13 protein-coding genes are annotated in these 13203 nt (G+C 57.5%); 8 read left to right on the top strand and 5 right to left on the bottom strand.

Annotated features, from left to right (window positions below):
• Nucleotides 1-25 precede the first annotated feature (25 nt).
• Both AC2FMY_RS08415 and AC2FMY_RS08420 read right to left on the bottom strand, forming a co-directional pair.
• Nucleotides 26-814, bottom strand: a complete 789-nt coding sequence (locus AC2FMY_RS08415) for an exodeoxyribonuclease III (RefSeq protein ID WP_480750340.1) — start codon at nucleotides 812-814, stop codon at nucleotides 26-28.
• Between the two features lie 205 nt (nucleotides 815-1019).
• Complete coding sequence (locus AC2FMY_RS08420; RefSeq protein WP_480750341.1) at nucleotides 1020-1706, bottom strand: response regulator transcription factor; 687 nt, start codon at nucleotides 1704-1706, stop codon at nucleotides 1020-1022.
• Nucleotides 1707-1878: 172 nt separating this feature from the next.
• Here AC2FMY_RS08420 and ribA point away from each other — a divergent pair, with 172 nt between their 5' ends.
• Complete coding sequence (ribA, locus tag AC2FMY_RS08425) at nucleotides 1879-2973, top strand: GTP cyclohydrolase II (protein ID WP_496807229.1); 1095 nt, start codon at nucleotides 1879-1881, stop codon at nucleotides 2971-2973.
• Entirely contained in the window at nucleotides 2970-3470 is a 501-nt protein-coding gene (locus AC2FMY_RS08430; RefSeq protein ID WP_496807230.1) for a L,D-transpeptidase family protein, read from the top strand. The genes ribA and AC2FMY_RS08430 overlap by 4 nt, the downstream gene beginning before the upstream one ends.
• Here the strand turns inward: AC2FMY_RS08430 and AC2FMY_RS08435 are convergent.
• Entirely contained in the window at nucleotides 3454-4113 is a 660-nt protein-coding gene (locus AC2FMY_RS08435; RefSeq protein WP_496807231.1) for a YggS family pyridoxal phosphate-dependent enzyme, read from the bottom strand. The genes AC2FMY_RS08430 and AC2FMY_RS08435 overlap by 17 nt on opposite strands.
• 109 nt (nucleotides 4114-4222) lie before the next feature.
• Complete coding sequence (locus tag AC2FMY_RS08440; RefSeq protein WP_480750348.1) at nucleotides 4223-5218, bottom strand: porin; 996 nt, start codon at nucleotides 5216-5218, stop codon at nucleotides 4223-4225.
• Nucleotides 5219-5513: 295 nt separating this feature from the next.
• Between AC2FMY_RS08440 and AC2FMY_RS08445 the strand changes: the two genes are divergently transcribed.
• The 5 genes from AC2FMY_RS08445 (at nucleotide 5514) to AC2FMY_RS08465 (ending at nucleotide 10794) form a co-directional block, all read left to right on the top strand.
• A complete protein-coding gene (locus AC2FMY_RS08445; RefSeq protein ID WP_480750349.1) occupies nucleotides 5514-5999 on the top strand; it encodes a DUF3576 domain-containing protein in 486 nt (161 codons plus the stop codon).
• Between the two features lie 72 nt (nucleotides 6000-6071).
• Entirely contained in the window at nucleotides 6072-8612 is a 2541-nt protein-coding gene (gene leuS, locus AC2FMY_RS08450) for a leucine--tRNA ligase (protein ID WP_496807232.1), read from the top strand.
• Nucleotides 8599-9090, top strand: a complete 492-nt coding sequence (gene lptE / locus AC2FMY_RS08455) for an LPS assembly lipoprotein LptE (protein ID WP_480750352.1) — start codon at nucleotides 8599-8601, stop codon at nucleotides 9088-9090. Before leuS ends, lptE begins: the two co-directional genes overlap by 14 nt.
• Nucleotides 9087-10115, top strand: coding sequence for a DNA polymerase III subunit delta (gene holA / locus AC2FMY_RS08460; protein ID WP_496747679.1), 1029 nt, complete (start codon nucleotides 9087-9089; stop codon nucleotides 10113-10115). The genes lptE and holA overlap by 4 nt, the downstream gene beginning before the upstream one ends.
• Nucleotides 10116-10197: 82 nt before the next feature.
• Nucleotides 10198-10794 (top strand): glutathione S-transferase family protein, encoded by a 597-nt coding sequence (locus AC2FMY_RS08465; protein ID WP_496747676.1) that lies wholly within the window; start codon nucleotides 10198-10200, stop codon nucleotides 10792-10794.
• On the opposite strand, the gene AC2FMY_RS08470 is transcribed toward AC2FMY_RS08465, so the two are convergent.
• On the bottom strand, nucleotides 10761-11978 hold the full coding sequence (locus tag AC2FMY_RS08470) for a TIGR03862 family flavoprotein (RefSeq protein ID WP_496747674.1): 1218 nt from the start codon (nucleotides 11976-11978) through the stop codon (nucleotides 10761-10763). The genes AC2FMY_RS08465 and AC2FMY_RS08470 overlap by 34 nt on opposite strands.
• 262 nt (nucleotides 11979-12240) lie before the next feature.
• On the opposite strand from AC2FMY_RS08470, the gene ttcA reads away from it, so the two are divergent.
• Nucleotides 12241-13110: a tRNA 2-thiocytidine(32) synthetase TtcA gene (gene ttcA / locus AC2FMY_RS08475; RefSeq protein WP_496747672.1), complete on the top strand. Its 870-nt coding sequence runs from the start codon at nucleotides 12241-12243 to the stop codon at nucleotides 13108-13110.
• Nucleotides 13111-13203: the final 93 nt, after the last annotated feature.

The following is a 13203-nucleotide window of genomic DNA, read 5'->3' on the forward strand; positions in this document are numbered from 1 at the left end:
AGCAGAGTCGCATTCTTTGCATCATTCACAGATCGAAAGTTGCAAATACAGGCGCGTGATCACTTGGCTTTTCCCACCCACGCGCGTCACGCAAGATTCGACTTGAATGGCCTGAGTTTGAAATGTCCGGCGTGGCCCAGACATGATCCAGCCGCCGACCCTTGTCCGCCGCATCCCAGTCACGCGCACGGTAAGACCACCAACTATAAAGCAGCCCTTGCGGGATATCCTGTCGCGTGATGTCGACCCAGTTGCCCGCCTCTTGCGTCTCGGCCAGATGATCGACTTCGATTGGTGTGTGGGAAACGATCTTAAGAAGCTGCTTGTGCGACCAGACATCGTCTTCGCGCGGAGCAATGTTCAGGTCTCCCACCAGAATTGACTTTTCGGGTTTGTCGGCGCGGAACCAGTCGCGCATATCGGTCAGATAGTCCAGCTTCTGCCCGAATTTCTCGTTGGTCTCCCGGTCTGGTACATCGCCACCGGCCGGGACATAGAAATTGTGAATCGTCACACCGTTTTCCAACCGCCCAGCGATGTGCCGCGCATGGCCAAGCTCGGCAAAGTCCTTGTCGCCAATATCCTCGATTGGCAGGCGCGACAGGATGGCGACGCCATTATATCCTTTTTGTCCGCGGGCGATCATGTGGGTGTATCCCAGTTCAGCGAACCCTTCGGTCGGGATTTTTTCCACCGGTGATTTGCACTCTTGCAAACACAAGACATCAGGGGCTTCTTCCTGCAGCAGCTTCAGAACAATGGGCTCACGCAGGCGCACCGAGTTTATATTCCATGTGGCAACTGTGAAGGGCATCGGTAAACTCTCCTAAGGCAACACCAGGCAACCTATCGTGCTGATCACCGGGGTGCCACCTGAAATGGACAACAAAAAAACCCCGGCACGAGGCCGGGGTCAGTCCAACAGGGAGGTGCATGTCATGACCCGGACATGCGCGGGTTAGGTAGACCTTAAAGTTGCAATCAGGGTATCACTTTGATCGAAGTCAATCCACACTCAGTTATGAAACAAGTCGATATCCACCGGATTCTGTGACCAAAAGGCGAGCATTCGAGGGGTCTGGTTCGATTTTCTGCCGCAAGCGATAGATATGCGTCTCGAGCGTGTGGGTTGTCACACCAGCGTTATACCCCCAAACCTCGTGTAAAAGGACATCGCGCGGAACGACGCCATCGGTCGAGCGGTACAGGAACTTCAGGATATTGGTTTCCTTCTCGGTCAGGCGAATCTTTCGCTCATCCTCGGTCAGCAGCATTTTCATGGCCGGTTTGAACGTATACGGCCCAAGCGCAAAAACCGCGTCCTCGGATTGCTCGTGCTGGCGAAGCTGCGCGCGAATACGCGCCAAAAGGACCGGGAATTTGAAGGGTTTAGGTACATAATCGTTGGCGCCTGCATCCAAACCCAAGATCGTGTCCGCATCGCTGTCATGACCAGTCAGCATGAGAATCGGACTTTTGACGCCTTGCTTGCGCATAAGACGGCACAACTCGCGCCCATCCGTGTCGGGCAAACCCACATCCATAATTACCAGGTCGTAGATCGCTTCTTTGGCGCGCTCCAAGGCGCTTTGCCCGTCCGACGCTTCGAAAACGTCAAAATCTTCGGTCATCACGAGTTGCTCGCTGAGCGCCTCACGCAGATCTTCGTCATCATCAACCAGCAGGATTTTCTTGAGCTGAGCCATGTACCGGTCCTCCTAAAGCTTTTCCATCACTTGATCGCAGAACGCACAATCGGCAAGATTTACTGCAACGCTCTCACGCCCTCGTGTCTCCTTTCCGGTTATTATTTGCTAATTGTTTCACTTTTGCCGCGTGAAAGAATAGACGAAATGCAGAACGTTACAGGATGAAGCAATGAGTCTCTTTCCGGACATTACCGAGTTGTTGGCGCGTGCCCGGGCCGATCTGCGCATGGGCGTGCCGGTCGTTTTGAGCGATGGTACCGGGTATTGCGTGGTGGCGCTTGCCGCCGAAACCATGAGCGCACAGCGGCTGGCGGACCTTCGCTCTTTAGGTGGATCGCCCGTCGTCGCCGTTACCGCACGACGGGCTGAAACGCTCAAGGCGCGCGCCTATGACGGTGAACTTGCGCGGATTGTTCTTCCAATAGACGCTGACATGGTCTGGGTACAGGCAATCGCTGACCCGTCCGACGATCTGAACTCACCGATGAAGGGTCCTTTGATTAGTGAACGGCAGGGCAACGCCAATCTTCACCGAATCGCTATCGCTCTGGCGAAATCCGCGCGTTTGCTGCCCGCCGCAGTCGTCTTGCCGATCAACGACGGTATAGCTTTTGCTGCCTCGCATGCCCTCACCTGCATCGATCATTTACAGGCTGCACCCCATCTGGCGGATCGCAGCCCCCTGCGTGAGGTGGTGGCGGCACGCTTGCCGATGGACGTATCCGAAGCAGGACGACTGCATGTCTTTCGTCCTGACGACGGCGGCGAAGAGCACTATGCAATCGAAATCGGCCGTCCAGATCGTGAAAAATCCGTGCTGACCCGATTGCATTCTGCTTGTTTTACCGGGGACCTCATGGGCAGTCTGAAATGTGACTGCGGGCCGCAACTGCGCGGCGCGCTGGCTCAGATGGGGGCCGAGGGAACGGGCGTTCTGCTGTATCTTAATCAGGAGGGGCGCGGAATTGGTCTGGCTAACAAGATGCGCGCCTACTCCCTGCAGGATCAGGGGTTTGACACGGTCGAGGCCAATCACAGGCTTGGTTTTGAGGATGACGAAAGAGATTTCCGGCTTGGGTCGGATATCCTGAAATCAATGGGGTTCAAATCGGTTCGATTGCTGACCAACAACCCGGCCAAGATAGCGATGATGGAACGAACTGGGATCGCCGTAACCGAACGGGTCCCGCTCAAAGTCGGCGAAACCGCACACAATCGCGGGTATCTGGCGACCAAAGCCGCCAAGTCCGGTCATCTTTTGTGACTCCGTTCGACCTCGTACTCAACCCAATGGGTGTTCGGTTTCGCGGGCGGCATTTTCCCTGCTCGATCGGCAAAGGTGGGCTAAGCAACAAAAAGCAAGAGGGGGATGGTGCAACCCCAACCGGCATCCACCGAATCGTTGGAATTCTCTATCGCGCAGACCGTATCTGCCGCCCAGCTTTGTGGGCGCGGCCAATTGGCCCGCGCGACCTATGGTCGGATGACGTTCGGGATGCGTCATACAACCATCTGGTCCAAGACCCTTATCGGTTCAATCACGAACGGCTGCGTCGTGCCGACCCTTTGTATGACCTTGTACTGATCACGGACTGGAACTGGCCGAATGCTGTACCGGGGCGCGGCTCGGCCATCTTTGTCCATCAGTGGCGTCGTCCGGGTTACCCGACCGAAGGCTGCGTGGCCTTTCGCCGCGACCATTTGCGCTGGATCGCGGAACGTATGACACCGGGAACGCGCCTGATCATCCCTTCGGCTTGACACGCTCGCCAAAAATCGCCGAGCCGATGCGGACATGTGTCGCGCCCAATGCGATTGCCGATTCGAAATCGTCACTCATTCCCATCGACAGGCTGGTCAGGCCATTGCGCTCCGCAATCTTGGCCAAAAGCGCGAAATGCAGCGACGGCTCCTCGTCGACGGGCGGAATGCACATCAATCCGCGAATGGGCAGATCCAGAGCACGGCATTCGGCAATGAATGCGTCTGCCGCAGCGGGTATCACACCGGCCTTCTGCTCTTCCTCGCCGGTGTTGACCTGAACGAACAGATCCGGGCATTGGCCAATTTCCTGCGCCAACCGCGCAATGGTTTTGGCCAGTTTCGGCCGATCGACCGAGTGGATGGCATGGCAAAGCTCCATCGCCTGCCGCGCCTTGTTGGTCTGCAACGGGCCGATCAGATGCAGGTCGATCCCGTCATACCGTTCCATGAATTCGGGCCATTTGCCTGCGGCTTCTTGTACCCGGTTTTCGCCGAAACACCGGTGACCCTGCTGCAAAACCTCTTCGACGCGCTCATTCGGCTGAACCTTGGACACCGCAATCAGTTTGACGGAGCCGACAGGGCGGCTTGCGGCGGCCTCGGCCTTGGCAATACGGTCGGTTATGTCTTGCAGGGGCATTGTTTTCCTCGTTCTGCTCACTGGCAGCAGAAAAACACCATGTGGGCAAAAAAGAAAAGGGCAGGTCCAAAGACCTGCCCATATTCAGTACCGTTAGACGGTGTACAGCTTAGAAGCTGAAGTACACACCGGCCTGAACCTGGCTGCTGTCTGCGACTGCAGAGTCAACGTAACCGGCAACAAAGGTCACGCCGCCGCCCAGGTCGTACTGGTAGTTCAGGCCCCAGCTGGTGCCGTCGTCTGCGAGAATTGCAGTGCCGCCCGAAGCCAGGTTGTTCGAGTCAGCATTCTGGACCCAGAGCAGCAGGTTGCTGGCTGCGCCAATGTCAACGTTACCCGAAACGGTGATCGCGTCAGCTGCTTCGGTCTGGCCGTATGCGATCTGAGCACCGAACTGACCCCAGTCAGCGCCGGCTGCGATCAGCCACAGGCCATCGTTCAGCTCTTCACCGGTGTCGGCAACCGGGCCGTCAGACGAAGCCTGATACGCGCCAGTGACGAAGTAATCGTTGAAGCTGTAGGTCAGCATGACGCCGGTGCGGTTTTCACCGCCAGCGGAACCGGCAACCGAGCCGCCGTTACGCTGGGAGTACGACACGTGACCGGTGAAGCCGCCGACAGTGTACAGAGCTTCAACACCGTTGTTGCCAGCGCCAGCCGACGAGAACGAGTCCCAAGCTGCGCCGATGATCGGCAGGCTGAAGAAGCCCATGCCGTCGATACCGGTGCCAACCGAGATGGTGGGCAGGTACAGGCCGGGTGCGTTGTCGATCGCGCCCCAGATGTTGCCAACGTTCACACGCAGGCCTTCATAAGCCACGAAGAACTGGGGGCCGTTCCAGCTGGCTGCACCAGGTGCGCCATCACGGTTTTCGGCCTGAGCACGCAGGCGGGCACCCAGAGTCACGCCACCGTCGGTTTCGGTCGACATGTCGAACTGCAGACGCAGACGGCTGGTGATGTTGGTTTCCGAAACGCCGACAACGTTTTCGTTGGCGTCGTTATAGTCCAGACCAAAACGGCCATAGCCGCTGATGCGAACTTCTGCGGCTGCCATGCTTGCGGTGGCGATCAGCGCAGTCGTTGCGAAGAGAACTTTTTTCATCGTGTTTCCCTCGGTTTTCAATCATTCGCCCAAACCGGAGAATCCGGCGTGGGTATGGACAGGGGTTTCGCTCTTTCCCCCCTGTTTTGGCAAGCCTTGTGACCAGCGCCGGGTCAAAGTCGTCCCGGATGGTGCAGCTTTGCCACAGTCTGTGCCTTGGCCGCGTCCAACGTCGTAGGATATCCAACGATGCCCATCAGTTTACCTGCGGTTGCCGAAACGCCCTTGCCCGCACATATGGACAAGAATAGAGTGGCCGCGGTTTTGGAATTCGGGACTGGAGACACTCTTGCAGATGCGCCTCAAATTCATCTTGCCCATCACGCTTACCCTTGGTGTCGCCGCCTGCGGCGCGAACCCTTCGGCCACCTCAGCCCCGCAGCCAACCGACTCGCTGGATTTCAATGACGATGTCAGAGCCTCTCAAGATCGGGCCAAGTCGTCATTTTGGGACCTCTTCGGCCCGGACAAGACCGAACGCGCGGGCAACGTAAACAAGTACCTGTGGGCCGCTTCGTTCGATGTGCTCAATTTCCTTCCGGTTCAATCCGTTGATCCGTTTACCGGGGTAATTGTCACAGGATACGGCACACCTCCCGGAGGTGGCCGCTCGTATCGTGCGACAGTGCATATCAAGGATCCGGCACTCGATGCACGTTCCCTGTCGGTGTCGCTGCAAACCAGCGGTGGTGGTGCCGTCAGCCCCGCGACCTCGCGTGCGGTCGAGGATGCAATCCTGTCCCGCGCGCGCCAGCTTCGTATTGCCGACGACAAACTCTAGAATCCGGCGCGAAATCGCTCTAATACCACGCCGGGCCCTGACCCGGCGTTTTCATTCACGAAGGACCGCACGATGTCGCGCTACTCCGCCACCGAAATCGAAGCAAAATGGCAAGAAGCCTGGGACAAGGCCGGGATCTTCACCGCGCGCCGCAGCGCCGACAAGCCGAAATACTATGTGCTTGAAATGTTCCCGTATCCGTCGGGCCGCATTCATATGGGACATGTGCGCAACTACACAATGGGTGATGTCATCGCGCGCTACAAGCTGTCCACCGGCCACAACGTGTTGCATCCGATGGGTTGGGATGCATTCGGGATGCCAGCGGAAAACGCCGCGATGGCCATTGGTGGTCATCCGAAGGACTGGACCTACAGCAACATCGCCGACATGCGCGACCAGATGAAACCACTTGGCCTGTCCATCGACTGGTCACGTGAGTTCGCGACCTGCGATCCGGAATATTACGGCCAGCAACAGGCGCTGTTCCTCGACATGCTCGATGCCGGGCTGGTCTATCGCAAGAACGCTGTAGTGAACTGGGACCCGGTCGACATGACCGTTCTGGCCAACGAGCAGGTTGAAAATGGTCGTGGCTGGCGTTCGGGCGCATTGGTAGAGCGGCGCGAACTGACCCAGTGGTTCTTCAAGATCTCGGAATATTCCGAAGAGTTGCTCGACGCGCTGGACACTCTGGACAACTGGCCCGCCAAAGTACGCCTGATGCAGGAGAACTGGATCGGCAAATCCCGTGGTCTGCAATTCGGCTTTGAACGCACTGACGGCGGCGACCCGATCACCGTCTATACAACCCGCCCCGACACGCTGCTGGGCGCATCTTTCGTTGGCATCTCGCCCGACCACCCGATCGCAAAAAAGCTGGAAGCCGAAAACCCCGAAGTGGCTGAATTCGTGGCCGAATGCCGCAAAGGTGGCACCACTGAGGAAGCCATAGAAACCGCCGAAAAGCTGGGCTTTGACACAGGCATCAAGGTCAAGCACCCGCTGGACCCGAGTTGGGAACTGCCGGTCTGGATCGCCAATTTCATCCTGATGGATTACGGCACTGGCGCAATCTTTGCCTGCCCTGCGCATGACCAGCGCGACCTCGACTTCTGCCGGAAATACGGCTTACCCGTGGTCGATACATTCTTTGCGCTGGATGACGACACACCGGTCGACAAGGTTGCATACGTCCCGCCGAAAACCGAGAAAGTTCGCTGGGTGAACCATTTCGCAGGCTTGACCGAAGCGACAGGAGAAGAGGCGATCAACGCCACCGTCGATTTTGCTGAAAAAGCCGGTTGGGGCGAGGGTGTCACCAAATACCGCCTGCGTGATTGGGGCCTCAGCCGCCAGCGCTATTGGGGGTGCCCGATTCCCGTCGTGCATTGCGAAAGCTGCGGTGTGGTGCCCGAGAAAAAAGAAAACCTGCCTGTCCGCCTGCCCGACGATGTGACATTCGACAAACCGGGCAACCCGCTGGACCGCCACCCGACCTGGCGCGATTGCACTTGCCCGTCTTGTGGCGCACCAGCCAGTCGCGAGACCGATACGATGGATACCTTCGTCGATTCGTCGTGGTATTTCGCGCGCTTCACCGCTCCGCGTGCGGAAACGCCCACCGATCTGACCGAGGCGGACTACTGGATGAATGTGGACCAGTATATCGGCGGCATTGAACACGCGATCCTGCACCTGCTCTATTCCCGCTTTTTTGCGCGGGCGATGAACATCACTGGACACCTGCCGAAAAAGGCCATCGAGCCGTTCGATGCGCTGTTCACGCAAGGCATGGTGACGCATGAGATTTACCAGACGCGCGACGCCAACGGCCGCCCGGTCTATCACCTGCCCGAAGATGTCGAGGACGGAAAACTCAAATTGACAGGTGAGACGGTCGAAGTAATTCCTTCGGCGAAAATGTCCAAGTCCAAGAAGAACGTGGTTGATCCCGTATCGATCATCTCGGCTTTTGGCGCCGATACCGCGCGCTGGTTTGTACTGTCCGATTCGCCACCCGAACGGGACGTTGAATGGACTGCCGCCGGAGCGGAGGCTGCGCACAAGCACCTAAGCCGCGTTTGGAATCTCTGCGACAGGATCGGCGCCATGGAGGCCGATGCAGCGGGCGAAGGCGATGAGGACCTGTTGCGCGAGATGCACAAAACCATCCGCGACGTGACATTGGGTGTCGAAAGCTTTGGCTTCAACGCAGCCATCGCCAAACTGTACGCCTTCACCAATACACTGGCAAAATCCAAGGCCGGTGCGGCGGCTCAGAAACAGGCGATTAAAACATTGGCCCAGCTAATGTCGCCGATGACGCCACATCTGGCGGAAGATATCTGGGCGCATCAGAGCGGTGAGGGCCTTGTGGCCGTTGCCCCGTGGCCCGTCGCGGACGAGATGATGCTGGTTGATGACACCGTCACATTGCCAATCCAGATCAACGGCAAGCGTCGCGCGGAAATCAGCGTACCAAAAGATATGGACAAAGCCGAGGTTGAAAATATCGCGCTCAGCACCGAAGCTGTCCAAAAGGCGCTGGATGGCAACGCGCCGAAGAAAGTTATCGTTGTTCCGGGCCGGATCGTGAATGTCGTTGTTTGATCGCAGAACATTGCTTGTGATGCCGCTGGCGCTGGCTGGCTGCGGCTTTCAACCGGTTTATGCTCCGGGCGGGGCGGGATCAGCCCTTTATGGGCGGGTCGAGGTTTCGGCTCCCAACTCCGTCGAAACCTATCTGTTGGTTGAGGATCTTGAACAACGGTTGGGGCGCAGCGCGGTATCTGGCGGCGACTACAAGCTAAAAGTCGACCTTTCGACTTTCACCCAAGGCGAAGCTATTACGTCGACCAATGAAACGACCCGGTACACGATTGTCGGTAGAGTTAAATATTCTCTCACTCAGTCAACAAATGGCGGGGTCGTCGCATCCGGAGACGTCGAAAACTTTGTCGGTTATTCCGCGACCGGCTCGACAGTCGATACTTTGGCGTCGGAACGCGATGCGCGCCGGCGCCTCATGACCATACTGGCTGATCAGCTGACCGCCCAGCTTTACGCAACCGCAGAAGTGTCACCATGAAGCTCAGTCCGCGCGAAGCCGAAGGGTATTTCGCTAGACCGGACTCCGATAAGGCAGGTATTCTGATCTATGGTGCGGACGCGATGCGCGTCTCGCTGAAACGGCAGCAGATGATTGTCGCACTACTGGGTCCGAATTCCGAAGAGGAAATGAGGCTGTCCCGGATGTCGGGAAGTGACTTACGCGGAGAACCCGCCCAGCTATTGGATGCCGTAAAGGCTGTAGGATTCTTTCCCGGCCCGCGTGCCGCATTTGTCGAGGACGCAACAGATGCAGCAGCCCAATCCATCTTGGCAGCGTTGGAGGAGTGGTCCCCGGGCGATGCCCAGATTGTCGTAACCGCCGGCCAATTAAAGGCTACCTCCAGGATTCGAAAGGCCTTCGAGTCGCATCCCAACGCCTATGCGGTTGGAATCTATGACGACCCACCTTCCAGATCGGAGATCGAGCGAACATTGACGCATGCTGGGATCGCAAATGTACCTCGCGAATCGATGGCTGCCCTGACCGATCTTGCCGCCGAGCTTGGACCGGGAGATTTCGCCCAAACCGTCGAAAAGCTGGCACTTTACAAACGCGGCGACGAATCAGAACTTGCTATTGCAGACATCGAAGCCTGCGCGCCTCAATCCACCGAGGCCGCACTGGACGACGTTCTGAATGTGGTTGCCGAGGGCAAGTCAGGTGAAATCGGCCCATTGATCCGCCGCCTGCAGGCACAGGGAACAAACGCCGTTAGCCTCTGCATTGGCGCGACCCGGCATTTCCGGACGCTTTATGCTTGTGCTTCCGACCCTGGCGGCGCTGCCCAGGGGATCGGCAAGCTGAGACCACCGATTTACGGTAAACGCCGTGATCGCATCTTGCGGCAGGCACATAACTGGGGTGCCCGCAAACTGGAAACTGCACTGACAGTTCTCACCGACACCGACCTTGCCTTGCGCTCGGCCGGTCAGACGGCCCCCGCCATGGCATTGGTTGAACGGGCGATGATCCGGCTTGCGATGTTGGCGCGTTCACGCTGAGGTGTTCTGACGAAGCGTCTGGCTTGACGTGACCGCTCGCGTTCCCAGATTGAAGGGCGAACAGATTGGCAGGGAAATCATCATGTACAAGATCTATGGTCGCATCAAAAGCCGTGCATCGCGAGTTCTGTGGCTTCTGGAGGAGTTGGAACAAGAGTACGAGTTCATCGACGTCGGCCCTCATGACCCTCAGGTTAAGGCACTGAATGCATCCGGTAAGGTCCCGGTGCTAGTGGATGGCGAGACAGTCATAACCGATAGTTCCGCGATCATGACTTATTTGGCCGACAAGCATGGACGCTTCACCTATCCCGCTGGGTCCAAGGAGCGCGCCGAACAGGATTCGTTGTTTTTCACCCTCCTCGACGACTTCGATAGTATTTTATGGGTGGCGGCCCGGCATATGTTCGTTCTGCCGGAAGAACAACGGGTTCCACAGGTGATCGAAACCGCAAAATGGGAATATAACCGCAACTATGTGCGGATGGCTGATCGGTTCAAAGGCCCGTTTCTGCAGGGCGACAAAATGACAATTGCCGACATACTATGTGTTCATTGCATGAACTGGGCCGTGAACGCGGGCTTTCCCATGAATTCGGACACCCTCAAAGCTTATGCAAAGGAAATGCGCAGTCGTCCGGCGTTTCAACGCATGGGCGCATTGACACAACCTGCCTGATCCCTTTTGGTATGGTGCAGCCACGCGGCGGCAGACCGACCGGCCCAGCGGCCTGTGGCCAGGCACCCCGTCAGCAGATACCCACCCGTGGGTGCCTCCCAGTCCAGCATTTCCCCGGCACAGAAAACGCCGGGAAGTGCCTTTAACATCAACCCACCATCAAATGCTGTGCGGCTGACGCCACCCGCGGTCGAAATTGCCTCATCCAAAGGGCGCAAACCCGCATGGCGAATGGGCAAGGACTTGATAAGGCCGGCGAGTTCCTGACCATCGGGAAGCGGCCTCCCAAACTCCATTAGCAATGCGGTTCGTACCGGCCCAAGCTTCAATGTCTTGCGTAAATGGTTCGATAGGCTGAGCTTTCCTCGCGGTTTTGCCAGTCGCTGCGTGAGAACTGCAGGCGATACCTCTGGCAACAGATCCATTCGCAAGGGCGCGCCTTCCCGAACCGCCTTGCAGATTGCATAGATACCACCACCTTCCAGCCCCCGCGCAGAAATAACCGCTTCCCCTCGTGTTCGCGACCCTCCCGCACTCAAAGCGACGCCCTTGATTGGCTCGCCGTACAAGGGTCGCATATGCTCTGACCACGCAACCAGCAAACCGGCGTTTGCCGATGCGAACTCAGCAATTTTCACACCTTGCGCGGCCAGCAAGGGCGCCCATGCCCCATCCGAGCCCAAGCGCGACCAACTGGCGCCCCCCATCGCAAGCACAGTGACGTCAGCAGCGACACGGTGCCGTCCTTCAGGCGTTTCAAAAGCCAAATCGGCACCATCCCATCCGACCCAACGGCACCGCGGTTGCAATCGAACACCCAACCGGTCCAAGCGGGACAACCACGCTCGCAAAAGGGGAGATGCCTTCATTGCAACCGGAAACACCCGCCCGGTGGACCCGGTAAATAATTCCTGCCCCAATCTCCGCGCCCAATCCTGAACCGCCTGAGAATCCATTTCCGAAACAATCGGGCGTAGCCAATCGGCAGCATCACCATAAGCGCTGATTAGGTCAGAGAAAGCTTCGTCTTTGGTTAGGTTTAGACCGGACTTGCCCGCCATAAGGAGCTTTCGTGCGGCCGAGGGTTTTGCTTCTGCAACAAAAACCGAATGACCGGCGATAGCCAGTTCGTCGGCAGCCATCAGTCCCGCCGGTCCCGCGCCGATCACAACGGCCTTTGCCATCCGATTTCCTCTTATCCGTCGTAGCACCTGCTGACTGATCCGACCTTTGTGCTCGGCACACTCCATTGACGATATAGTGCGCATCGTCCTGGTTAGACCTCGGACCGCCAGGCTATGTCCACCCTTCTATAGGACCCATATGGGTATATTGCGATTGCGAATTCGCCCGACCGGAGCGAAATTGACATGCCATTGCCCTTCCTATCGTGAACGACAATCGCATGCCCTTGCCCGGTTCCGGCAAACCTAGTACAGCCAGCCAATGCTCGACGAACCCGATGATATCCACCCGCTTTTTGCCGGCGCGCCCTCGACCACCGAGTTCAAGAAGCTGCGCAAACGCATCGTGCGTCAAACACGCGAAGCGATCGAGCAATATGGCATGGTGGATCGCGGTGCCAAATGGCTGGTATGCCTGTCGGGCGGCAAGGACAGCTATACCTTGTTGGCAGTATTGCACGAATTGCAATGGCGTGGGCTGCTTCCGGTCGAACTGCTGGCCTGCAATCTGGATCAGGGACAGCCGGGTTTTCCCGCAACTGTACTGCCCAAGTTTCTGGAACGCATGGGCGTACCCCACCGCATCGAGTATCAGGATACCTATTCGGTGGTGGTCGACAAAGTTCCGCAAGGGCGAACCTATTGCGCCCTTTGCTCAAGGCTGCGGCGCGGAAACCTGTACCGGATTGCACGTGAGGAGGGGTGTTCGGCGGTCGTTCTTGGCCATCACCGAGATGACATTCTGGAAACATTCTTCATGAATTTGTTCCACGGCGGGCGCTTGGCGACAATGCCTCCGAAGCTGGTCAATGAAGAAGGCGACCTGTTCGTTTATCGTCCGCTAGCCCATGTCGCCGAGACAGATTGCGAGAAATTTGCGACCCAGATGAACTATCCCATCATTCCCTGCGACCTGTGCGGCAGTCAGGATGGGTTGCAACGTCAACAGGTCAAACAGATCCTGGACCAGTGGGAAAAGAACGCCCCGGGACGCCGGCAGGTCATGTTCCGAGCGCTCACCAACATCCGCCCTTCGCATATGCTGGATCCGAAACTGTTCGATTTTCAAGGGCTTGTGGCTCAGGTTGGAAAAAAATCTGAGGATCCAGACGAAATTCCGTTACTGCGTTAACGTCTCACTTAGAGAGGTTTCCTAGGTTCAGTCAGAGCGTACGATGCTCTAACACGAGGCCAAGGAAACGATGCAGATACATTCTTTGCTCAC

It is taken from the genome of Ruegeria sp. YKSE079 (assembly GCF_059612845.1).